At 53.8% G+C, this 22,834-nt stretch carries 17 protein-coding genes and 3 pseudogenes; 8 read left to right on the top strand and 12 right to left on the bottom strand.

Annotated features, from left to right (window positions below):
- Positions 1-42: 42 nt before the first annotated feature.
- Positions 43-942, bottom strand: coding sequence for a polysaccharide deacetylase family protein (locus tag BM083_RS02100; RefSeq protein WP_089865128.1), 900 nt, complete (start codon positions 940-942; stop codon positions 43-45).
- A gap of 161 nt (positions 943-1,103) precedes the next feature.
- Between BM083_RS02100 and BM083_RS02095 the strand changes: the two genes are divergently transcribed.
- From BM083_RS02095 to BM083_RS02090, 3 genes and pseudogenes are all read left to right on the top strand, one after another.
- Positions 1,104-2,087, top strand: a complete 984-nt coding sequence (locus BM083_RS02095; RefSeq protein ID WP_089865122.1) for an asparaginase — start codon at positions 1,104-1,106, stop codon at positions 2,085-2,087.
- Positions 2,088-2,148: 61 nt separating this feature from the next.
- A pseudogene (locus BM083_RS24105) lies at positions 2,149-2,289 on the top strand (MFS transporter); the annotation flags it as partial.
- Positions 2,290-2,793: 504 nt separating this feature from the next.
- On the top strand, positions 2,794-3,336 hold the full coding sequence (locus BM083_RS02090) for a DUF7342 family protein (RefSeq protein WP_089865119.1): 543 nt from the start codon (positions 2,794-2,796) through the stop codon (positions 3,334-3,336).
- A gap of 231 nt (positions 3,337-3,567) precedes the next feature.
- Here BM083_RS02090 and BM083_RS02085 read toward each other — a convergent pair.
- Positions 3,568-4,911: pseudogene (locus BM083_RS02085) on the bottom strand (ATP-binding protein); the annotation flags it as partial.
- Positions 4,912-5,620: 709 nt separating this feature from the next.
- Complete coding sequence (locus tag BM083_RS02080; RefSeq protein ID WP_089865113.1) at positions 5,621-7,156, bottom strand: aldehyde dehydrogenase family protein; 1,536 nt, start codon at positions 7,154-7,156, stop codon at positions 5,621-5,623.
- Positions 7,157-7,358: 202 nt separating this feature from the next.
- Between BM083_RS02080 and BM083_RS02075 the strand changes: the two genes are divergently transcribed.
- Both BM083_RS02075 and solA read left to right on the top strand, forming a co-directional pair.
- Positions 7,359-8,087, top strand: a complete 729-nt coding sequence (locus BM083_RS02075; protein ID WP_089865110.1) for a helix-turn-helix domain-containing protein — start codon at positions 7,359-7,361, stop codon at positions 8,085-8,087.
- Positions 8,088-8,205: 118 nt separating this feature from the next.
- On the top strand, positions 8,206-9,357 hold the full coding sequence (gene solA, locus BM083_RS02070; protein WP_089865109.1) for an N-methyl-L-tryptophan oxidase: 1,152 nt from the start codon (positions 8,206-8,208) through the stop codon (positions 9,355-9,357).
- Between the two features lie 33 nt (positions 9,358-9,390).
- Here solA and BM083_RS02065 read toward each other — a convergent pair whose 3' ends face one another.
- The 3 genes from BM083_RS02065 to BM083_RS02055 are packed head-to-tail and all read right to left on the bottom strand — an operon-like array spanning position 9,391 to position 12,204.
- Positions 9,391-10,416, bottom strand: coding sequence for a proline racemase family protein (locus BM083_RS02065; protein ID WP_089865104.1), 1,026 nt, complete (start codon positions 10,414-10,416; stop codon positions 9,391-9,393).
- A complete protein-coding gene (locus tag BM083_RS02060) occupies positions 10,413-10,736 on the bottom strand; it encodes a DUF8026 family protein (protein WP_089865101.1) in 324 nt (107 codons plus the stop codon). The genes BM083_RS02065 and BM083_RS02060 overlap by 4 nt, the downstream gene beginning before the upstream one ends.
- 1 nt (position 10,737) lies before the next feature.
- Positions 10,738-12,204: a sodium-dependent transporter gene (locus tag BM083_RS02055; protein ID WP_089865098.1), complete on the bottom strand. Its 1,467-nt coding sequence runs from the start codon at positions 12,202-12,204 to the stop codon at positions 10,738-10,740.
- Positions 12,205-12,403: 199 nt separating this feature from the next.
- Between BM083_RS02055 and BM083_RS02050 the strand changes: the two genes are divergently transcribed.
- The gene (locus tag BM083_RS02050; RefSeq protein ID WP_089865095.1) at positions 12,404-13,243 is read left to right on the top strand and encodes a proline dehydrogenase family protein; all 840 of its coding nucleotides are present in this window, start codon (positions 12,404-12,406) and stop codon (positions 13,241-13,243) included.
- Positions 13,244-13,294: 51 nt separating this feature from the next.
- Here BM083_RS02050 and BM083_RS22705 read toward each other — a convergent pair whose 3' ends face one another.
- The 3 genes from BM083_RS22705 to BM083_RS02040 form a co-directional block, all read right to left on the bottom strand.
- Positions 13,295-13,768, bottom strand: a complete 474-nt coding sequence (locus BM083_RS22705; protein WP_143085658.1) for a hypothetical protein — start codon at positions 13,766-13,768, stop codon at positions 13,295-13,297.
- A 549-nt stretch (positions 13,769-14,317) separates the two neighbouring features.
- Positions 14,318-14,554: a homing endonuclease associated repeat-containing protein gene (locus tag BM083_RS24100; protein WP_394327588.1), complete on the bottom strand. Its 237-nt coding sequence runs from the start codon at positions 14,552-14,554 to the stop codon at positions 14,318-14,320.
- 805 nt (positions 14,555-15,359) lie between these two features.
- On the bottom strand, positions 15,360-15,602 hold the full coding sequence (locus BM083_RS02040; RefSeq protein ID WP_089865089.1) for a hypothetical protein: 243 nt from the start codon (positions 15,600-15,602) through the stop codon (positions 15,360-15,362).
- 165 nt (positions 15,603-15,767) lie between these two features.
- Between BM083_RS02040 and BM083_RS02035 the strand changes: the two genes are divergently transcribed.
- Both BM083_RS02035 and BM083_RS02025 read left to right on the top strand, forming a co-directional pair.
- Positions 15,768-16,685: a restriction endonuclease gene (locus tag BM083_RS02035; protein WP_143085657.1), complete on the top strand. Its 918-nt coding sequence runs from the start codon at positions 15,768-15,770 to the stop codon at positions 16,683-16,685.
- A 572-nt stretch (positions 16,686-17,257) separates the two neighbouring features.
- A pseudogene (locus BM083_RS02025) lies at positions 17,258-17,923 on the top strand (IS6 family transposase); the annotation flags it as partial.
- 126 nt (positions 17,924-18,049) lie between these two features.
- On the opposite strand, the gene BM083_RS22700 reads toward BM083_RS02025, so the two are convergent.
- From BM083_RS22700 to BM083_RS02015, 3 genes are all read right to left on the bottom strand, one after another.
- Positions 18,050-19,942, bottom strand: coding sequence for a hypothetical protein (locus BM083_RS22700; RefSeq protein ID WP_143085656.1), 1,893 nt, complete (start codon positions 19,940-19,942; stop codon positions 18,050-18,052).
- 424 nt (positions 19,943-20,366) lie between these two features.
- Positions 20,367-21,896, bottom strand: a complete 1,530-nt coding sequence (locus BM083_RS02020; RefSeq protein WP_089865081.1) for a flippase — start codon at positions 21,894-21,896, stop codon at positions 20,367-20,369.
- Between the two features lie 3 nt (positions 21,897-21,899).
- A complete protein-coding gene (locus BM083_RS02015; protein ID WP_089865078.1) occupies positions 21,900-22,814 on the bottom strand; it encodes a hypothetical protein in 915 nt (304 codons plus the stop codon).
- Positions 22,815-22,834: the final 20 nt, after the last annotated feature.

Raw genomic sequence — 22,834 nt, 5'->3', positions numbered from 1 at the left:
GACGACTGCATAGGTGCGAGCTATTCCCAACGCTCGAAACGGCTATACGTAGTTCCCTTCGGCTTCGTACACCGATGGATCGTCCTTGAACGTGTGTGCAATCTCTTCTAACGTCTTGAACTCCGCATGTTCGTGACCTTTGACGTACTGGATAAACTCCTCGAGGTGGGAGATCATGTGTGGGAGGCCGTGTAGGTCAGGGTGGATGGTGAAGGTGTAGACGCCAGCCCCGCGGCGATTGTACAGATACTCGAACTGGCGCTTGTAGTATTGTTCATACATCATTGCAGGGTCTTTGTATCCAGCGTGGTACAGGGGCTGTTTGATGAACAACATCGGCGGGATATCATCACGGTACCAACTGATCGGAATCTCGACGATATCGGTCTCTTCGCCGTACTGGTAGGGCTCCATCCAGGTTTGGGCGTCCTCTTCGTACTCGATCTTTTTCCACGAGTCACCTTTTCGCATCCACGTTGGCTCGAACTCCGTCTCCATGAGACTGCTGTCGTAGAGAAACCCGTGTTTCTCGACGAGGTCGGGGGTATTTTCGCTGAACTCCCACCAACTAGCCCGGTGGCCAACTGGTTTTTCGCCGGTGACGTCTTCGATGAGATCGATCGACGCCTCGATAATCTCGTCTTCTTGTTCACGTGCGAGATCTGTTGGGTTTTCGTGTGAGTAACCGTGCACGCCGATTTCGTGACCACCCGCGGCGACAGAATCAACTTCATCGCGGAACGTCTCGATTGTATGGCCAGGGATAAACCACGACGTATCGATGTCTTGGTCTTCGAACAACTGTACTAGTCGAGGGATCCCTTCTTTCCCCGCAGAAAGTCCTCGCGAGAGATCTGCGGGTGAATCCGCCCCACCATACGATCCGAGCCAGCCAGCAACACAGTCTGCATCGACGCCGATTGCTACGTCAATTTTGCTCATGATACTCAATTGATTCTTCTCTGAGCAAAATCATAATTGTAGTTGAGCCAGAAAGCCTTGCTCGTACTTGAGTTGATAGTGAGGTTGGAGAGTACACGGACTCGGCTCAGTATCCTGCCGTGGGCCACAGACTATTGGGATATTGCTGTGACTTTCGGTCAATGAGACCGAGTATTTCGGTGCTAGGTACTGGTGGGACGATTGCAAGCACACAAGATGCGACCGGGACAGCGCCGAGTAAACAGAGTGAAGAACTGGTCACAGCGGTCCCGCAGCTAGAAGAGTACGCCGAGTTGACGGTACGAGAGGTGATTCAACGACCAAGTTTCACCATGGACCTTGAAGCTATAGAGAAGCTTCGTAATGCTGTCCACGATGAAGTGGAGGGCGGTGCAGACGGTATCGTCGTGACCCATGGGACGGATACGATGGAAGAGTCTGCGTACCTCCTCGATATGACGCTCGATAGTGATACTCCGGTAGTCTTCACCGGTGCACAACGCTCCGCTGACGAAGTGAGTGCCGATGGACCTGCAAACCTCCTTACAGCAGTGCGAGTGCTCACCGACGAACGGATTCGCGAGAGCGGTGGTGTCTACATCGCTTTCGACGAAGAACTCCATTCAGCTCGTGATGTGACGAAGCGCCACACACACGCCCTTGATACATTCTCTTCACCGGATAAAGGCCCAATCGCAGTCCTCACTCGTGATGCCGTTCGACTGTATCGCTCCCCCGGTAGCTACTCAGCGACGTTCGAGGAGTTCGCAGTGTCTGCAACCGTCCGCACCGTCCAATCCGGGCTTGGTGTGGGACCTGTGCAACTTGAGGAGGCCATCGAAGCAGGCGTCGACGGAATTGTCCTCGAGGGAACGGGACTGGGAAACACGACGTCGTCGCTCGGAGACGCTGTCGAGCAGGCGCTTGCTGAGGGAATCTCAGTCGTCGTTACCTCTCGCTGCTACGCTGGGTCGACAGCACCTGTGTATGGAACGGCTGGCGGTGGCCAGACACTCGCCTCACACGGCGCCGTGCACGCGGATGACCTTCCGACACACAAAGCGCGACTCAAGTTGCAACTGGTTCTCAGTCAGAACGATGAGTCTTCAGGAGTGAGAGAGTCTTTCGAATCGACGTACGAATGACGATGACTCGTCAAGTGGAGACTGAGCCGGCTGCACAGACGACAAACGGTTTGGGACCGCTCTGAGAACCACGGACAAACACACTGTGAACGCCCATACCTCTCGTTTCGAAACACTTGGGCTACTGGTTGGATTCTTCGTGCTCTCGACGGCGGCTGCAGCCTACGAAATTGCACCGGCGAGCGTTCTATCGTTCATCCAGAGACACTACGTCTCAAAGCGCGTCACCGAACAGAGAGCTCTGTTCTCAGGGACGCATCACGCAGTGTTCGTGAGTAGAACAGTTGGCGGCGAGTCGGTGGTAGCTGAACGCTAATGCGGGGTCGTTTCGAGTGTACAGAGAGGTTAGGATGGGTAAGAGTGGTACCCTTGAGCAAAACTTGAGCAACCGATAACAGAGAGAGGGGTCGTTTCGAGTGTAAGTCAGCGTTTGAGCGACTTGAAACACCCAAATATGCGACTATGGGTTTAACGAACCTCTATGAGGGCCAACCCTATTTTGATTAGAAATTCACGTCAGCGTTGCCTCCCGAGGCCTTTTAGACACCACGTAGCCAAGCCGAGACGACAACGGTGGTGTCGCCGGTCCCTCCCGGTGTGGGTTGGAACCGAAAAGGGACAACTAACCAAACCCGATAGCCCATCGAGATTCAATATAGAGCGAACCTCCTCAACCGATATCAAGATAGGGCGCGAACCGTGTTTCATGGCGGAAGAAGAATCGAATCCCGAGAGCGGGCTCATGGCCCGCCAGACGACTGGCGAAGATCGGGTTCGGATGGTCACGCGGCAGCTCTCTGAGCCACGAACAGCAAACTGGATTGCGTCCGAAGCGGGCTGGTCACATGAGCCTACCAAACGTGTCCTCGGGCGACTCGTCAACGACGGGATTCTCCACCGTGACGACAGCGGGACCCACACCACGTACTACCCAGATTACCGCCGTCAAGCAATGCAAGAGGCGATGCGCCTTCGAGACAGCGGACACACTGTCGAGGAACTTACCGATCGCCTCGCCGAGATGAAGACCCAAATCCGTGACTGGGAGGATGAGTTTGACGTCGAGTCACCGAACCTACTTCGTGGGACTCTCGTTGATGAGACGCTCGAAGCTGATGAGGAGGATCGCCGCCGTGAGATTGCACGTGAGTGGGAGCGTCTGCAGCGCCGCATTGAAATTGTCGGCTTTGCCATCCGTGAGTGGGACTTCTTGGCACCCACGACAGAGCCCGCCGAGGCAGGCAGCTAGTCGATGTCTGTTCCGCACCCAGGCGGTGACCCAAACGAAGAAGCGTGAATTGAAGGCTGACAGTCTCGCCGAATCAACGTTCTCAGAATCGCTCCACGGTTCTGATGTGCAAACGAGAGTGTTGCTCTCGTCAACGCCTGTGGAGATTGCGCTCCCTACGGACACTCATTCAGGTCCACGAAGCGCGTCGTCGAAGCAGGAAGCCCCGCCTCAACAAGACACCACTTCACCTCACACCATTGAGACGCTCTCAACGACCTTGGTGAGGTCGAATAACTGAAGGTCGTCGCGGTCGGCGGCAGCCTCTCGTACCGACTCCGTGAACCCATTTCGGGCAAAAAGCGCATATTCATGCGTTACTGGCTCACCGCTTGGTGACCATCGAATCTCGTCGGTGTGGGTTTCGAGCGACGCAAGCGCGCTGTAATCGAGCGAGGAATTCGTGAACTTGCACTCGCCTGTGACCATTGTGCCATTGTTCGTCAGCCCGATCACATCGACTTCGTGCTCGTGGTACCACCACCGGCCGATATCGACGAACGTCTCCGCAGGATACAGCTCAGGGAGGGCGTCTTGACAAAGTATCTCGAACTCTTGGCTCACGAAATCGGCCAGCTCCGGTTCAATAACGGCCTCGTAGGCAGCGCTGCCCAGTCGGTCATACCGGTCTTCGTTCCCGTAGACAAATCGGAACCAGAAGCGAAACAGCGGGTCGAGAATCCGGTATCGACCCCGACGTGATTTTGTCTTGTCCTCGGTGACTGGGACCTCACGTTCGATCAATCTGAGCCGCGCTAGCTTCTGCGTGTATGTCGAAATCTGCTTCCCATCGATTCCGATTGTCTGCGCAATCTCGTTGGAGGTCGTATTCCCGGCGGCAATTGCTTTCAGGATAGCAAAGTATCGATTTGGTTCCGTCAGTTCCGTGCGGAGGACGTACTCGGGTTCGTTGTGAAGAAATCCCTGCTGTGAGAGAAGCGACTGTTGGATGACCGTTCCGAGATCCGAGTCACGTGCGATGCTGTCAAGATAGTATGGCGTGCCGCCGAACACACTCCACACAAGTACCTGTTCTTCAGGTGTATAGGTGTCTGGGAAGAACTCGCATGCAGCATCGAAATCTAGTTGTTGGAGATCAATTTTTTCGGTGAATCGACCGTACAGCGGGCTGTTCCCGAGCAGTGTCGCCTCTTCCATCATACTGATTGACGAACCGATCAAGATGAGCGTCGCCGCGGTGTCTCTGAGCTCTTGATCCCACAGTCGCTGGATGACAGAGGGGAGACTTCCATCGGCGTCGATGAGATACGGGAACTCGTCGAGCACGACAATCGCATCCTGCTCTGTAAGGTACCCGAGGAGTGATTCCCACTCCGCTTTGATTCGGCTGATTCCAGGAAACGACTCTGAGGCGACATCAACAAACTCGTCCAGTTGCACCTGCGGCGTCGTCTCGGTCGCTTGGTACAGTACAGTGTCGTCACGGTCTGACAGCGACTGTCGAACCAGTTCGGTCTTGCCAAGGCGACGACGACCGAAGATGATGATCATCTCGGCGTCATCTGAGTCGTAGCAATCGTAAACTACCCTGCCCTACTCGCTCCCTCCCGCCTTGCGACGGTCGGTCACTCCTTGAGGACAGGGCTTTTCCCGCACCGCGATTGTACCCTGTGCCCCGTGCATGGACACGGCCCGACTTCCTCTTACCGTCCACAGAATGGGCAGCAGGTCGGAGTTGTTGCTGCGACCCACACTTATCAGACCCGTTGTGTGGATTGTCCCGTCGATTTAATTCTCGGTGGTTGCACGCAAAGGCGTGCGTCCCCGAGTATAGGGTGCGTTGGAATCGCACCACAGAAGCCAGTTTACTGGTGGCTTCTATCGTCCCCGACTTGTGCGAGGGTGACAGTGACACGGGGTACGTCGCGGAGTGTATTAACCCTATGCGAACGCGCTTCCTCTCCTCCCTACTCGCGTCTTCGACGCTCGTTGAGGAAGGAGGCTCCGCGCTACCGCGTGCTGAAGCCGCGAGAGTTCGCTCTCCCGGTCCACGAAGCGGTCCATACAGTCCAGTGTTTGGATATCAGTATAATACTTCCGAGCAGCCTATTTTGAAATAGGCTAATCCAAAATAGGCTATTTCAAAATAGGCTAATTCGAATCCAGTCGGTTGAGAGATTCTGTCTTTCTGACCCGTCGACGTCCGTATACCCCCCACGAGAATTGGTCCACTTCGAACTCTGCCCGTCACTAGTGCGGATGCATGGATTGGGTATACTGCGAATTATTCGGACCTCGTCTTGATGTCTGCAGAGAGCCCTTGGGCCATCTGGATGTCCTTCGAGTTGTTCAACGTCCACGCAGTGCGCTCGGTCACAGCTTCGATGACTTCACGCGCGGAGGGGTAGCCGTTGCCGGACTTCTTGACGCCGCCGAACGGCAGATGAACCTCTGCACCAATGCACGGGAGATTGCCGTAGGCGAGACCAACCTCAGCGTTATCGCGGAAGTAGTTGATCTGGCGGTAGTTCTCGGAGATGATAGCACCAGCCAGCCCGTAGTCGGTATCGTTCTGGATGGCAACGCCCTCCTCGATATCACCGGAGTACTTCAGTAGCGCAACGTGGGGGCCGAACACTTCCTCGTGGGTACAACGCAGGTCCTCCCACGCGTCGGCCTCGTAGACGAACGGCCCAACCCAGTGGCCCGCTTCGTGACCCTCAGGAATCTCGTCGTCGGCTAACTCGGTGCGGTCGACGAGCACGTTCACGTCCTCGTCTTTCGCCAGTTGGTTGTACTTCGTGACCTTCTCTTTGTGGTCGGCCTCGATGAGCGGTCCCATGAAGGTGTCCTCTTCAAGAGGGTCACCAACCGAGACGTTCTCGGCGAGTTCGACGAAGCGCGCTTTGAACTCGTCGTAGACGTCTTCGTGGACGACCAGTCGCTCAGAAGAGACACAGCGCTGGCCGGTCGTCTTGAACGAACTCATGAGCGCCGAGTGGACGGCAACGTCGAGGTCCGCTTCTTCGGTGATGACGACGTTGTTCTTCCCGCCCATCTCACAGGCGGCGAGTTTGCCGGGTTGTTGAGCGACCTTCTCGGCGACCTCGTGGCCAACCTCTGCACTCCCCGTAAAGAGGACGGTGTCGACACGCTCGTCTTCGACAATAGAGGCGCCGACGTCGCCGAAGCCTTGGACCATGTTGAACACGCCGTCGGGGATGCCTGCCTCCTCGAACATCTCGGCGATGATCTGACCACACCACGGCGTCTGTTCGGCGGGCTTCCAGACAACCGTATTACCCTCGACGAGTGCGACGGCCATGTGCCAAAAGGGAATGGCGACTGGGAAGTTCCACGGCGTGATACAGCCGACGACGCCGCGTGGCTTGCGGCGCATGTACGCGTCCTTGCTTGGAATCTCGCTCGGAACGACGTCGCCCTTCGGGTGGCGAGCATCGGCTGCGGCCCACTCGACCATGTGGTACGCTTCGATGACGTCCGCACGACCCTCCGAAATCTCTTTGCCGCACTCTTTGGTGACGACTTCGGCGAGTTCGTCGGTGCGCTCACGAAGTTCGTGGTAGATGTCCCAGAGGTACTCTGCGCGGTCGATGTGCGACAGTTCGCGCCACTCTTCTTCGGCGTCGTCGGCCTCGGCGAGTGCGGCGTCGATGTCGCTCTCGGTGCCGCGGCTGAATTCACCGAGTACCTCACCCGTTGCTGGGTTCGTACTCTCGAACGTCTCTGTCCCGTCACCGCTTGTCCACTCGCCACCGATGTAGTGTTTGTACGTCTGCTCGGTTTGCTGGGAAGACATGCGTCACTCTGGGACCACGAGCCTGTAATAACGATTCCCTCCCATGGTGGGCCGCGAGAGTGCTATTGTCTCTGGATTGACAATCTGTATGGTTCGAGAAGCTGTTCTCGCTGGGTTCAGAGTATGTAGTTACGTGAATAGGGGGATCGACCCCGACTATGGGAGGCAGTGTTTATATGGGACCAAAGCAGGATGATAAAACATGTCGAAAGTCGATGCCCATCAGAGCGGAGTCACCGGAACAACTCGACTCACACTCAAAATCTGGCATCCCGACTGTTGGACGCTCGAAGTGACTGATTCGACGGATGCGGGTATGATTGCACACACCGTGTACAACAAACCTGCAGACACGGTGACGGGTCATTTTACGGTCTACGCTGATCAGGTCGATCAGATCGACGAGTTCATCGAGAGGACGAGAGAGTCCCGGTTGACCGATTCGGTATCGGAGCTGAGTCCACGTCATGAGTTCGATAAAAATGTCTCGAACGCCGGGAATACGACTCGTGAAATCATGGTCGAGTATAATCCCGAGAACAGTATGACCGACTCACTGCTTGCGTATGGGTTCGTTCATGACGCCCCAGTGCGGGTCGACAACGGGTGGGAGTACTGGCCCCTCATCGACACCAATCAACGTGACGAACTCGAAGAACGGCTCGCTGCATTGGAAGACGAGAAGGGCGCTGAAATCGAGGTGACCAAGGTTGCGTCGATCTCGAACACGACGAATCAGATTGAACATCAACAGGATAAACTCTCGAATCGACAGCGCGAAGTGTTCGAACTCGCGTGCGAGCACAACTACTACGCGTGGCCGAGAGAGACCACTACTCGCGAACTCGCCGACGAGTTGGACATCTCGAAGACAACGTTACTCGAGCATCTCAGGAAGGCAGAAGCGAAGCTCCTGAACCAATATGAGTGAGCGATTCTGGGTTGTTGACAGCAACAATCGGTGCTAGTCTTCAGGGCTGCGTTGCATCTCTGTCAAAAGGATCGTTCGCACCCCTAACTTCAGGGGAGTTTGATTCAATGGTGTCGTCATGACCAAACACGACTCCGCAAACCATGCAGAGTACGACGTAATCGTCGTCGGTGTTGGAGGGATGGGAAGCGCCGCAACGCATTATCTAGCGTCACGAGGTGTTGACGTCCTTGGTCTCGAACGATACGACATTCCACACACGATGGGGTCTTCACACGGCGTGACCCGTATTATCCGAAAAGCGTACCACGAGCATCCCGACTATGTGCCCTTACTTGAGCGGGCCTACGAGCTTTGGAGAGACCTCGAAAGACAACACGACCAGCAATTGCTCTACAGCCACGGATCGCTCGCGCTCGGCCGTCCAGATTCAGAGACCGTTACTGGTGCCAAAGAGGCATGTCAGACCCACAGTCTCGAATACGAAGGGTTGGATGCAGCCGAAGTCAACGAGCGATTCCCGGGGTTCGACCTTCCCGATGATTTCGTAGGCGTGTACCAATCGGAGGGTGGCTTGCTGTGGTCAGAGCAATGCATCGTCGCGCACGTCAATGCGACCCATCGCGAGGGTGGAACAATCCACGCTCGCGAGCGGGTAACTGATTGGGAAGCCACCGATGAGTTGGTGCGCGTCGTAACGGATCGAGATACCTACACGGCCGAGAAGTTAGTTGTCGCCGCAGGAGCGTGGGCACCAACAATGCTGCCTGAACTCGCTGACGTACTTCAACCACAGCGGCAGGTGCTCGGCTGGTTCCAGCCGACGACTCCGAGAAACTTTCAGCCCGAGTCGTTCCCCGTCTATATCGTCGAACGCGACGAGGACGACCTCTATTACGGCTTCCCGCAGTTCCACGTGCCGGGCGTGAAAGTCGGGAAACACTATCACTTTGGAGAAGATGTCGATCCAGACGAGATGGCACGCGAACCTCGAAACAAAGACGAAGCCGCCCTCCGAGAGTGGGTGGCCCAGGGCCTTTCATCTGCGAATGGCCCCTCGATGGCACTGTCGACCTGCTTGTACACGAATACGCCCGACAAAGAATTCATCATCGATCACCACCCCACGTACGACAATGTCGTCGTCGCCTGTGGGTTCAGCGGACACGGATTCAAGTTCTCGAGTGTCGTTGGCGAGATTCTTGCCGACTTAGCAGTTGAGGGGGAGACCGACCATCCAATAGATCGCTTTGCTTGCGATCGATTTTGAACTGAGGATCGAGGTGAGTGACTGAGGTTTCACTCAGCGCGAGGAGATACTGAAGCCCGTTATCGAATCTTTCGGGTCTTTGACGAACGTGTGCTGTCCTGTGATTCGAGCACTGCCCGTGATGAGCGGCGTGGTCACCGTAATACCGTCGCGTTCTTCAGTTGCTATCAGTCGGCCCTCGAACTGTGTTCCGACGATACTTTCGTGGAGATACGGTTCTTCGATGTCGAGTACTCCGGCATCGTGAAGCAGGGTCATTTTTGCACACGTGCCGGTACCACACGGTGACCGATCGACTTGCCCATCACCGAAGACAACGATACTCCGGTCGACGTTTGTCGGCGAGCCATAGATTTCCGTGATCGTAACCGTGCCAGGATCGCCAGTCAGGGGATGGACGATATCCAGTTCGTCGTTGACGGCATCCCGGATTTCGAGACCCCACTCGACGAACTCGTCCGTGTGAGCGGTCTCGACCGGCACGTCGAGTTGCTCGCTGTCGACCATCGCGAAGAAATTCCCTGCATAGACGATGTCGACGTCCAACGGTGTTTCACGGAAGGAGACGTCGACTCGCACCTTCTCGTAGACGAACGACTGGACATTTTGGATGGTAACGCTATCGACACCGGTCTCAGCATACTGTGGCCGTGCTTCGACGATACCAGCAGGAGTCTCGACGTGAATGGACGGTTCTGGAGACAGCTGGCCTAACTCGAGAAGCGCGGAGACGACACCAATGGTCCCGTGACCACACATATCCAAATAGCCCTGGCTGTCCATGAAGAAGACGCCGAGGTCGGCAGCGTCGTGCTGTGAGTCGACGAGCACTGCACCGAACATATCGTCGTGACCACGCGGCTCTTTCATCAACAGCTCGCGAACCCAATCGTGAGTGTCGGCGAATGTATCACGCTTTTCGCGAACACTGTCACCCGTTAGTCCCGATGTGTCGAGTCCATCAAGGACGATACGCGTCGGCTCTCCCTCGGTGTGGGTGTCGACTGTCGTGAACGACGCGTCTGTGTCGATTTCGTCGATGCATCGCTTGGTGTTCATGGTTGGAGTTCTTCGAGTTGCTCGATCTCCTCAGCAGACCACTCGTAGTACGGTTCGTCGATGTCTTTGAGCGTCCGCACACATTCGTTGTGTCGCTCTCTGGCAATCGACGCATAGGGATCGTTTGGATTCGCTTGAACCCACTCACGGAGTTCAGTGAGCGCACGTGGTGAGTAACTGTCGATACTCCCTTGTTCTTGCAGGAGCTCAAGTTTTCGTTCCTCTGAGCGCATCGATTTCACGAGAACGACAATCGCAACACCAGGTAACAGGATGATTGCGAGCAGCATCGACATCCACGCGACGGCTGTGAGTGCCATTTTAGTCACCTCCCTCGGGAACCGTTTCTGACGTCGCTTCAGGTGCATTGCCGATCGCACCCATCACAACGGTACTGACGACGACGAGCCCGGCCATCAGCGCAACACCGAGTATCATCAGCGTCTGGTTTTCCGTGCCGATACTGCTGACGACACCGTAGCCAAGGATGAACACCATCACAACGGGGATGACGTATTTAACGACCGGATTCCACCATTTACCGACGTAGATGCCGGCGTTCCGATTCAGGTCAATGACGCGAGCACGCTCGGGACCGAACTTCCAAGCGACAAGTGCGATGATTGACAGCGTCGCCAACGGGAGCCCGAAGCTGCCAAACATGAAGTCCATCTGGCCGAGGAACGACGACGAGTACGCACTCGGCAGCCCGAGCAGCCAGATTGCGCCACAGACTGCAATCACCGACTTGCTTCGAGAAAGCCGTGTTTCCTCAGAGACGGTCGTCACGCCGACCTCCGTAATACCGAGCCCGGAGGTGAACGTCGCGAAGAAAAACGACACGAAGAACACGATTGCCCACAGGAAGCCACCGGCGAGTTCTGGGAAGACTTCTGCAAGTGAGATGAAAAGCAGGTTCGACCCAGCGCTCGGCTCAAGACCGAACGCAAAGACGACAGGGAACGTCGCGAAGACGGCCAGTAGTCCGATACTCGTGTTTCCAATGGCAGTGAACAGTCCCCCACCGAGCGGGACGTCGTCATAGCGACTGAGGTAACTCCCATAGGTGAGCGCGATTCCCCATCCCAGTCCGGTCGAGAAAAGTGCCTGACTGAGTGCCGCAACCCACGTACTCCCACGCGTGAGATAATCCCAATTGGGAGTGAAAACGAACGCGAGGCCCTCCATCCCCCCGGGCAGTGTCACCCCCCGAATCGCGACTGCCAACAATGCGACGACGAGAAGCGGAATCATCCACTTGACGACACGCTCGATGCCACGACGAATCCCGAAGACAAGAACGCCAGCGAGCCCCGCCATCGTGAGTGTGTGCATCCCGATGACGAGCGCTGGGTTAGAGATGAATCCGTCCCAGAACGCTTGTGGTTCGAATCCAGGCTGTGTGAACGTCATCAACATGGAGTGGCCAGCATAGTACAGCGCCCACCCGATGATGGGTGCGTAGTAGGACATTAACGCCACGTTGACGATGAGGACGACGAGTCCGAGTCCCTGGCCACGTTTGCTCCCAACGATCTCTCTGAATGCCCCAATAACCCCGTTGTTCGTGTACCGACCGATCATCGTCTCGGCCATCAACCCGGGGACTGCAATGAGGTACAACAACAGGACGTATGCGATGAGGAACGCGCCACCACCGTTCTCGCCCGTGGTGAATGGCATCCGCCAGATGTTCCCCGCACCGACCATGGCCCCGAGCATCGCCATCAGAAAGCCAAATCGACTTCCCCATTCTTCTCTTGCCGTTCTTGCCTCTGAGTCACCCATGATAATGTCACTCAAACCACTTGGAAGGAGGCAATTATACCTGTCCCCTCCTATGGTCGGTGTCGGCAACCATAGTGGTGCATACAGAGCGAATAGCTAACGGCGTCCACGAGTAAGCAAGATTATTTCCCCACCCTTATGCTTGCAATATTTGGTAGGTGATTGATTTAGGTCCATCTATGCCTCGTTCTTAAAAGAGATGATCCCACCTATTGCGAGTCGGTTCGTTGCTGCAGAGACAGCAACCGAGTCCCTCGATCACGTAGCCAAGCTCAACCGCGACGGCATCGGTGGTATACTGAATCTCCTCGGAGAGCACTATGAGACACAAGCGGCAGCGGAAGAAGACGTGAGCGCCTACCTTGATCTTATCACGCAAATCGGAACGACTGAATTGAAAGCCTGTATTTCGGTCAAACCGTCACAGATTGGGCTTGATGCGGGCGACGACGTGTTCACCGCCAACCTTGGCCGTATTATCGACCATGCTGATGAACACGACGTCTTTGTCTGGGTAGATATGGAAGATCGGACGACAACCGATGTGACACTCGACGCATACACGAAATTCGCAACGCAGTACGACGGTGATGTTGGCCTCTGTATCCAAGCGAACCTCAAGCGCACCGCAGAGGATCTCCCACGACTCGCCGACGTTCCTGGCAAGGTTCGACTCGTGAAAGGTGCCTACGATGAACCATCTGCGGTCGCTTACAAACAGAAAGCGCACGTGAACCAGGCGTACAAACAGTATCTCGAGTATATGTTCGAGCACTTTGATGGAGGCATCGCCGTCGGCAGTCACGACCCCGAGATGATCGAGTACGCCAAAGACCTCCACGAAGTCCACGGGACGGACTTCGAGATTCAGATGTTGATGGGCGTTCGCGAGGATGCCCAACGTGAGCTTGCGCAAGCCGGTTACGAGGTCAACCAGTATATTCCGTATGGTGATAAGTGGATGTCCTATTTCTACAGACGCATCAGAGAACGCAAAGAGAACCTCGTGTTCGCTGCCCGTGCGGTATTGACGGCGTAGTCTGTTCTCGGTGAGCCATCGGTGAGCCCACTACTACGCACCAGTGCGTCTTCAGCGGCGGGCTTTACGGCCCCCACGTTCGACGAAGGTTCCACTCGCGCCGTCGTCGAAGGTCTGTTTCCAGCTCGTCGATCCGCCGTCAATGTCCAACGCAAGTAGCTGGCTGGTAAAATCGTCGGCGTCGCCGTAGTCCCAAATCATCCCTGCGACATACACTAGTCCGTTTCCAACGACGGGTGTGCTCAGAAAGCCGTGAACTGCCTCGGGGCTTGACCCCGAGGAACTCGCCTTGTACCGCTTGTAAAACGGTGGTGAAACCGACTCTCGACTCCATGTCCATTCGACATCGGGGTTCGTTGGACCAGCGGCGGCGTGTCCAGTTCCACCCGGATCGTGTCCTGCGGTGGGCCATGGGTGGTCCAGGGTAGTCGACACAGACGTCGGTGTCGTCGAGCGACTACAGCCGGCGACGCCGGTTGTGAGCGCAGCGACGCCTGCTGTAAGAACGGTCCGTCTGGAGGGCATCAGTCTCTCTTTGGAAGTGTCTGCTAAATGGTTTGTGTGTAGTCGGTGACTCTGACTACGCTCTTCGATGAGACAGAATTGTTGAGGAAAGACACCCCACCCTGGGATTGGGAGAGAGGGTGGGATTTCTTTGGTTGCGATACAGCATAACCCCGGGCAGAGATTACGTCGATATCGCACTCGGTATTCTCCTGTGGCCCATTATATTTTCTTCGATATGTCTATCCGAATTTGTGTTTGTTTTCTGGTGAGTTTCTTCGTTAGTCCCACATGACAGTCGTCAGATTTCCACGGAGAAGACTACTCATACAGGGTTTGGAGATGTTCTAGGTCCAACGTTGAGTTGTGGTTCGGAGCTGTCAGAGGAGTCGAAGATGAATGTCTGTGCGTGCTTAAGATTAGACAGAGATTGTTGAGTCGGAGCAGTACCGTTCTCTCATTCGCGTCGCCAACATTGACCATCTGCTCAAACGAGAAGCTGTCGAAATACTGGTTGTGAGTTCACGACACTGGAATTGTGTCGGTCTTCGTGGGCTCTCTTCGGTGTCCTCACTTAAGACATTCTTCGCAGGCTGCTGTCCACGAGCTGAACACCCGAATATAGGTTGGCACCGAGTAGTTGCCTTGTTTGTTCATCTCCTTGGCCGTTGGTCGCCGACCCAGTTCGTCTGCGAGCCGTCGGAGTTCGGCTCGGAACTGCTCGGCAGTTACTTTCCGGCCTTGCCCACCGAAGTTCGTCTCTAGTCCTGCTGCTTCGGTCCAACTTCCGCTCTCAGTCGTGAGTATGCAAAAGAACCAACTGCAACTGATGCGGTATTCGAACCAATGGCGCGTCCAGCAACAGTAGCCAGTGTGTTGGTGGCGCTCGAGTTCGTGGCCATGTCGGCAGTTGTCTTGCTAATTGGCCCGACTGAGGCTGTTCTCGGGGCCGTCCCATTCGCGCTGTTCTTCTTGATTGTCTTGGTTCTATACTTCCGCTGAGTCAGTCATGTTCGCCGCGGCGATTCTCACACAGTCCGTCAAACCAATTGGTAGATTCGATGTATCTTAACCAACAGACCGTCGATGTCGTGGACGTTGTTGGTTAATATCCAGATTGGCTACAGCAGCATTAGTCTGCAAACTATGGAGTTATCCTTGAACAACTCTCACTTTCCAAGCCAAATTGACCCGACGCTGCGGGGACGGGCACGACGACGACAGCTGGCACTCGCGATCCGCTGGAACCGCATGCGACGCTGTGTGTGTTGGTCGTCCGTCCAGGTCCCAATCATGTTCCAGTTACGGTACAGCGCGACACCGAACGCGAGGAAGAGCCCACTGACGACGACCTGTCTGGCCAAGAGTCCGACGTCGCCGTCGTGGAGTGCGATGGGTAGGAGAGCTTCGCGCCACTTTTCAGCTCTAGAGAATCTGTTCGGCATCGACTACCGTCTCAGTACGAGCGCCAGCAGTCCCGACTCTTTCGGTAAACGCACTCTTTTGTGATGGCGTCAGCAGAGCTTCGGGTTTCTGCGTCAGTGATGGTTTTCTGACTCAGTTCTGACGTTGTACGAGTACGTGTAGACCAACAAGATCCATAATGAAATCGTTATTTCGAATCTGATCTCGGATCTTCGTTTAACTCATATACTCCAGTATTTAGTAAATTCTCGGTGTACCCATGTTCTTCGAGACGCTTGAGTCGTTGGCCAACGTATTGTGACGTAAGTGACTTTCTGATTCCTTTTTCAACAATTAATTTCTGTGCAAGGCGTGGTGTAATACGTCCCTCTTGAAGTATCTCTAAAAGGGCTACATCAATCTCATTGAGGTCTCCTGTGTCCAGCGTCATCGTGTGTATCTATCGTTTTGGCGCTCTTGTAATTCTTCAATTTCAATCTCAAGTTTGTATCCCAAACTATATGATATTGTGATACCAACTGTTTGATGAGGTACTTAGCCAGTGAAATGGCCGCGTGCGAGGACACGCGACCAGTGCCTCAGGAACACCAAGGCAATGAAAGATAGCACTCGCATCAGTGATGAAACTGATGATAAACAACTGAATCGTTCGCCCCCTCAAACCGATGTTGTCCGTTCGCTTGAGCGACTATCTCGATTTATTCGGTACGGGCCCTCAGCCGTCACTAATCAAACCTATGCCGTATATTACCGAGCTCATGAACTGGCAGTTAGTTTCCCCAAGTGGGGGACGTCAATTCGTGATTCGGATGGGGTCGTTCTACGCCTGGAATCGACACAAAAACTAAAAAGAAAGCTCGAACAGGCCTGTGATCAACAGCTCTCTTACCGTCAAGTTCATCGTACACTGGACAAGCTCGCTGAAATCGGGGGCGAGGCTGTGTGGCTAACGGATACGGCTACCACTGGTCAAAGCAAGCACTGTCTTCACGTACATATTCCAAGCACGTACTCGGTTTCAGAAATCTTCAGCACCGAGTCTAGCTTTGGTGAACAAGCTCTTTCTCAGTTACCTTCTGGAGAGCTACTTTCTCCTCCGACCTCCGATAGTAGATTTTGGAAGCTTGAGACGTTACTTACACTTCATCCACGACAATTTGAACATCTCGTCGCAAGGCTATGGGATGAACTAGGGTACAAAACAACCGTAACTAAACGGAGCGGAGACGATGGGGTTGACGTAATTGCAACAGCAGAAGAGCAGCGGGTTGTCATTCAGACGAAACGGAACCGGCCCTCTAGTCAAGTTACGAGTCGAGTGGTACAACGAACGATCGGTACCATTCCGCAGTTTCGTGCGGACCAAGCTATTGTCGTTACAACGTCTGAATTTTCACCTTCAGCACGAAAGAGTGAGAAAGCGAGCAATGGACTTGTACAATTGGTAAACGGCGATATGCTCTTGGGGATGTTGGCAACAGCCGATATCGAGAAACCGAAGGAGGATATATGATTTTGAGGATACCTCACCCGAATCTGCATCTCCGTTTGTTAACTCGATTTATTTCGCAGAGCCCCTTGAGTTCTATCGTACAGAACATTCGTCGTTATCTACAGGAGAATCACCAATGAGCGCTCGCGAGGAGCTACAGATGCATCTCTCACAAGCGCTCTCGCGGACTGACGATCCTGACGTGCAAGCGCATCTGCATGCTGCACTGGAATCGTGTGCAGAGCTCTCTTCGACACCGCTCATTGAATGTCCGGCGTGTGGTAAAGTAGGACTTCCAGAACGGATTGAACTCCACAAGTGTAGGGTAGATTGAACCGAAAAGAGCTGTTTCCCCATTAAATTTCTATTTTAGATAGATATTACGTGACACAAAGATGGAGGTCATCGGAAGGCGATTAGAACACATCAAGACCATTCTTTGACGGCTATGTGTTGATTCATTCTCTCCACCGCTCTATTTTCCAGGCTCTTCACTACTTTTTGTGGCCGAGACTAATTGGTCACCCCAGCAGGAACCCAAACAGAGGGCACTGTCTAGATAAGGAACGAGCAGGTCGAAGAGCTAGTGATTCATGCTACTCTCAAACCTGCTCACAGAGAGCTTAGACACCGCTACGCTTGAATGTTGGCGGCGCGAGCGGACGGCGGCGCCCCTTAGGGCGTTCGCCGTCCGGCTCCATGCTGCCGGTCTTTCAATCAGAGAGACAGAATCGATTCTCCGTCTCCTCGGCGTAGAACCCTCGTTCCAAGCGATCTTCCAGCAGGTACGTCGGCTGGCTGACATCTTTATAGACCCGCCGACGGCGCAGCCGAGGCGGGTCCCGGTTGACGAGACAGCTGTCAAAATCAACGGCAAGCGGTCTTGGTTGTACGCTGCAATAGGCCTCGACACAAAAGTAATTCTTGACGTTGCGTTGTTCGAACGTCGCGGGACTGGTCCGGCAGCTACGTTTCTACACGGAGTCTGCAAGAAACACGACTGCTCAGACGCGGTGTTTCTGGCCGATGCTTTCGGGGACTGCCTCCTCTCGATTAGGAGTAAACGGTCGGGTCAACTACACAGAGCGGAACCAGATGGGAAAAATGGTTCACACATTCAAGATGAGAGCTGACAGTTCCCCAACATATGGGCAGGTAGTCGACTGAGCGTCCGCCAGTGGCTTGCAGTATTAGTCCATTACTCTAATTTTCAACGACCGCATCAGTCACTCGACGGTCGAACGCCAGCTCATGTGGTTACTAGACAGTGCCACCCGACTTCTATCTCCTCATACTGTCCATGGGATAACCTTGTCAATTTTGAATTAATCTGTTACAGGAGAATAAAATTCGGGTATATCTAGCACCGTTACCGGTAACTACAATCAGATAGACCGACGTGACGTAGAATTATGTGTATCAACGAGATATAGCTCAAACTCTCCAGTAGAGACGACTTTGTCGTGGCGTTCTAACGAGTCGAAATCGGACTTCGAATACCGAAGACCCTGATACAATTCAACGTGCCGGCCCCGAGCATATTCGGTCACAACGAGATAGCTTGATTCTGGTAACACTGATGAGAGATTACGGTAATGGTTTGGCACATAAGACTTAAAAAATCCGCCGCTATTTTTTGATATGTCCGGAGGATTAACTCTCGAAGAGATGGGCCGCACACCGCCATGGCCGTATCTCGATCTTGACGCGCCGTAGATGGCTGTCTGATAACGATATACATTTGTTGCAGTGGATACCATCGGCCGCTCTGATTGGTACTTAAATGCAGTTTCGTAGCCTTTAAACTGCGACTCGCTGTTTTCTGGTGAGGGCTTATACATATACGGAGATTTGTAAGCGACGGGTACGCTGACGACTATTGCAATTACAACGACAATAGTTCCAATCACTCTTAGATGACGCTTTGAGATTCGCTCATTTGCCCATTGCCTAAATCGGGCGAGTTGAACAATAGCTAGACAGCCTCCATAGGCCAACATCACGCCGACGTATCGGAGTGCCTGGGCGAGGTCTCCCTCTACAACAAGAGTCACTGCAAACAGTCCAAATGTGGGGATCAATCCGATTGCTATGCCGGTTATCAGCCTCTTGTAGGGGTCCTGATTGTTCAAAATAACTGGCAAAACATCCGTCTTGAGTGTTGTGAGGGCAACTATTGCAACAACCACCGACACGCCGAGCACTTTGACACCAATCTCGACTAGGCTACCTCCGAGTGCCCCAAGCGCGGTGGTCGCTCCTGCACCAGGGCCAACAGTGGTACTTGATGTAGTCACAATCGCACCTACTAAGCTCTGTGTCGCGCCAATAAACCCCGGACGACCGAGCAAAAACCAAGTTAAGAAAATTGCAGCAGCAAATATAATTGAATACCTGCGTGTGGATCGGTGCCCCCATACGGTTGCAATGCCCGCAAGTAGGCCGAATCCAACGAGTGCTTGCTGTGGATGTATGAGAGACAACGCAATTAGCAATACAAGCAGACCAGGAGCATGTTTGTTTGACACAGATTGTGTGTGAATCATCCCATAGAGGACGATTGAACTCCCAAATAATAGGCCGAAAACAGTCGGTAGAGGCGCCAACCGCGGGAGATTTATTGGAATAATTGGCAAAAATAGCATGGGCAAAAAGTACACACCTCGTATTGGAATATTTGCGTTCACAAGCCGTTTTGAGATAGAGATTGTACTTGTTGCGTACACAAGATAGCCAACAGAAACTGTTAACAAAAGTGCATATTGAGGTGAAACCTCCAGAACACGAGTCCAAGCTAGTACCAGAATGGGGTATGCAGGATAAAGAGTCCAAGATAAGATTTGCTCGCCAGCGATGAGATCTTGAACCCAGCCGAGATGCACCATTGCGTCAAAATAGCCGACATATTCCATGCCTCTAAAAATAGGTATCCCTGCGATGAGTATCGGCGCACAGAGTGCAAAAAACGCCCCAACACTGGGATGATTAGAGTAGAATAATAACCATACTGCAGAGAGCAATACGAATACTAACCCAATCCAAAAGATTACCCCTGCATCTAAATAGATATTTGTTTCATAGCCCGTTGTTGGTCTAAGTCGGGCGGAAATCACAGACAACGAAATACCCAAGAACCCAAGCGTCGCCACGAGTTTTGAAGTCTTGTTTAGATAAGAACTACCAGTCACTATCGACAACCTTGTACGCGCCATGATATAGGTTTTGTTTGAACAGTCTTTATAAGGAACCAACTCAGAACCAACAGATAGAATGATCATAGAGAGTATAATAAGAAGAATAGAGGTCAAAAAGCCAGTGCTTGTTTTAATGGTAATTACAGCATCAATATCTCACAAAGCACCCTCGGCTAGCTGTTTCTGAAGCCTGAGTTCTGTGGTGGAGCGGTTGCACTGAAGACCTCAACGATAGAATCTTGGATGAACCGAAGGAGCGCTGTCGCTGTCGACGGCGGCTGCCGCCGACAGCGGCACCACTCCTGCCGAAGGCTAGCCTGGTCAGTGATTACCGGTTAAACCGGTCGTCCGGTGGTCGGTTTACGGGGACGGCCCGATGTATAGCAAGGGTCGTCCACGTTGCCCGTCAGATCATGTCGATGAACTCCTTGAACGACCACTCTCAGAGGAGACGTCCGCCTCGGCGGTGCGTCGCCAGATATTCCCAGTGTATTGTTCATACCTCTATTCACCGTGTGACTCGCTCAAGCGGTCGTCTGACAAATCCAAGGTCTCGCCCGATTGACTTCTCGACTTGGTTGAGTAAGTCAATCTCCGCTTCTGTGACTCCAAACAGCAGTAAGGAAGTCAAATAGACTGGTGCAAACAGCAAACAAACGGTCAATATTGCCTGCCAGCCGTCGACCGCCAGCCACTTGGTCGAAAGATACACTCCCACGAATGTGCCTGCGCCGACCGCCCCCACTGCGAGTGTTCGCCGTGAGAGCGGGAGCAGTCGTGCTTCGCGGTATAGCATCCCACTCACGGTGAAATTGAACACCCCATAGCTGAGGGTTGTCGCGAGAGCCGCCCCAATCAACTGATATCGTGGAATGAGCAGAACGTTCAACACGGTGTTTATAGCCGCCGTCACAACCGTGCACACCAGTAGCAAGCGGGGCTTGCCGAGAGCCTTGAGGACGTTTCCGTTAGGGCCGACAATAGTGTGTGTGACGAATCCCAGCGCGAGAATCTGCAACGCGACTGCGCCCGAGAGGTACTTTGCCCCGAACGTGTAGCGGATAATCGTATCGGGGAAGGCGATGAACACGCCCGCGACAGGGAGCGTGACCAGGAGAATCCACTTCGTGATGAGCGAGTAGGTCTCACGCATCGTTCGGTGATCTCCCTCGTTGTCAAGCCGCGATAAGACGGGCATCGTCAGGAAACCCGCGGCAGTGAGCAACAGTGTGAGTTGTGTTGCGAGTGGGTAGACGACGTCGTACGTCCCGACCAGCCCCGAGTCGCCCGTGAAGTAACTCAGCAGGAAGATGTCCATCCGGGTGAGCACTTGGAACATCATCCCCGAGAGGACGAGAGGAAGTGAGAACGCCAGCAGTGTCCTGTATTTTAACTCTGGAACGATCGCACGGTCGGCGAGATTCGTTCGGTACAGTAGCCACCCGAGACCGAACGCACCGGCGATGAGGTAGCCTGCGGAAACCCCGAGTCCGATGAGCCATGCCTCGACGCCGAGCCATATTGTTAGAGCGGCTAACCCCAACTGCGAGAGCGGGAGCGTAATCTGCTCCATGAAGATGCGAGGGAAGGCACGTTCGTTGCCTTGCATCCCACCCATCGCCAAGCGCACAGCCGCCAGTCCTGGAAGGCCAATAAGGAACACTCGGAGCATAGTCGCTGCGTCGGGCTGGTTGAGTAACATGGCGATTTGATTGGCGAATATGATGCCGACGGTAGCCACCGTCAGCGAGACGCCCAGTGCCATCGTCACCGCCGAGACAATGTACCCACGTTCCTCGTTCGCGGACGAGGTCCGCGGGAGGTATCGTCCGAGACCGTCATGCAGACCCATAACGGTGAAGATGCCAAGGCTCAGAAGGAGACTTCGTCCCAACGCAAACTGACCGTAGTCAGTAGTGGACAGACTGCGTGCCACAACCAACCGAATCCCGAAGCCGACGACAGCACTGATGAGCAACCCGATAACGACGATTGCAGCGCCGCTGAAAATAGTCTGGGCAGCGTTGTCATCTGACATCTGTTAGACGTAGCCCAGACTCTCCAAGCGGTCAGATACCACATCATCTGAAAGGTCGGCCGTCGTTTGTGGTTCGTCAGACCGAATGTCTCGCCTTGAGTCACTTTCAAATTCAATCCAGGGGATAGTGACGAGTTCTTTCTTGTGGAAATTGGAGGGGTGCCCATACGTCCGGAGCGGAACGGGAAGAGTAAGTTCGCCGGTTAGATTCGCATGATCGGCGGTCACTATCGTCTTGCCAGGCATTTTGTCGATTAGCTCACGGAGCGGTCCCATCGCCTCTCGAAGATTCTCGATATATGCTCGGACTACATCATCAGACTCGATATCTTCACCCTCCATGAGCGCAACCCAAGGATGTGGTGCCTCACTATATTCTGCCTTGTTGCTTTTTTCGCCGATGCCTGTGGTCCGAAGTTTCTGCCCAAAGTCACTGATGAATGGGAAGTGCGGCTGCATCCAGTGTGAAATAATTCGTTTGTTAGGGTACTTCTGATGGGATTTGAGAGTTTGTTCCACCATTGTGTCCGGCATCACAGTTTGGTAGTCTGAATCCCAAAATTCGTCGAGAAGATACTCAACGGCATGGAAAGTTCCCTCCGGGATGTTAGTTGCATGAGGATTTGATGTCACATAGACGACATCGTGGAGTTCGCGACCAACATATGAGCGTTCTATGAATTCAGAAGAGTCGCTACCTGGAGACCGGCGTGACTGTACATTCCAGTTAGAAGGAGCCAGATCAACCATCATATCATACCGACACGCATCCAGAATGACAAGGCTATCCCAGTCTTCGGCCATCACATCTACTGATGTGTCAGCACCAATCCTACCATAGAAGCGTGAGTTGATAGTAGTCGCGATCTCGTGGTATTTCGCACCTTTCAACTTCTCGAGTATCTTGATAGGATTCATCTTTGAGAATGTTACTTTAG

It is taken from the genome of Halogranum rubrum (assembly GCF_900114455.1).
Lineage (GTDB): Archaea > Halobacteriota > Halobacteria > Halobacteriales > Haloferacaceae > Halogranum > Halogranum rubrum.
Note: the sequence above shows the minus strand (reverse complement) of the source record. Positions and strands in the feature narration are given on the sequence as shown.

Excerpts from the sequence above, each read along its gene's own strand:
- BM083_RS02100 (WP_089865128.1), bottom strand. The coding sequence starts at position 942 with ATGAGCAAAATTGACGTAGCAATCGGCGTCGATGCAGACTGTGTTGCT.
- BM083_RS02095 (WP_089865122.1), top strand. The coding sequence starts at position 1,104 with ATGAGACCGAGTATTTCGGTGCTAGGTACTGGTGGGACGATTGCAAGC.
- BM083_RS02090 (WP_089865119.1), top strand. The coding sequence starts at position 2,794 with ATGGCGGAAGAAGAATCGAATCCCGAGAGCGGGCTCATGGCCCGCCAG.
- BM083_RS02080 (WP_089865113.1), bottom strand. The coding sequence starts at position 7,156 with ATGTCTTCCCAGCAAACCGAGCAGACGTACAAACACTACATCGGTGGC.
- BM083_RS02075 (WP_089865110.1), top strand. The coding sequence starts at position 7,359 with ATGTCGAAAGTCGATGCCCATCAGAGCGGAGTCACCGGAACAACTCGA.
- solA (WP_089865109.1), top strand. The coding sequence starts at position 8,206 with ATGACCAAACACGACTCCGCAAACCATGCAGAGTACGACGTAATCGTC.
- BM083_RS02065 (WP_089865104.1), bottom strand. The coding sequence starts at position 10,416 with ATGAACACCAAGCGATGCATCGACGAAATCGACACAGACGCGTCGTTC.
- BM083_RS02060 (WP_089865101.1), bottom strand. The coding sequence starts at position 10,736 with ATGGCACTCACAGCCGTCGCGTGGATGTCGATGCTGCTCGCAATCATC.
- BM083_RS02055 (WP_089865098.1), bottom strand. The coding sequence starts at position 12,204 with ATGGGTGACTCAGAGGCAAGAACGGCAAGAGAAGAATGGGGAAGTCGA.
- BM083_RS02050 (WP_089865095.1), top strand. The coding sequence starts at position 12,404 with ATGATCCCACCTATTGCGAGTCGGTTCGTTGCTGCAGAGACAGCAACC.
- BM083_RS22705 (WP_143085658.1), bottom strand. The coding sequence starts at position 13,768 with ATGCCCTCCAGACGGACCGTTCTTACAGCAGGCGTCGCTGCGCTCACA.
- BM083_RS02040 (WP_089865089.1), bottom strand. The coding sequence starts at position 15,602 with ATGACGCTGGACACAGGAGACCTCAATGAGATTGATGTAGCCCTTTTA.
- BM083_RS02035 (WP_143085657.1), top strand. The coding sequence starts at position 15,768 with ATGAAAGATAGCACTCGCATCAGTGATGAAACTGATGATAAACAACTG.
- BM083_RS22700 (WP_143085656.1), bottom strand. The coding sequence starts at position 19,942 with ATGATCATTCTATCTGTTGGTTCTGAGTTGGTTCCTTATAAAGACTGT.
- BM083_RS02020 (WP_089865081.1), bottom strand. The coding sequence starts at position 21,896 with ATGTCAGATGACAACGCTGCCCAGACTATTTTCAGCGGCGCTGCAATC.
- BM083_RS02015 (WP_089865078.1), bottom strand. The coding sequence starts at position 22,814 with ATGAATCCTATCAAGATACTCGAGAAGTTGAAAGGTGCGAAATACCAC.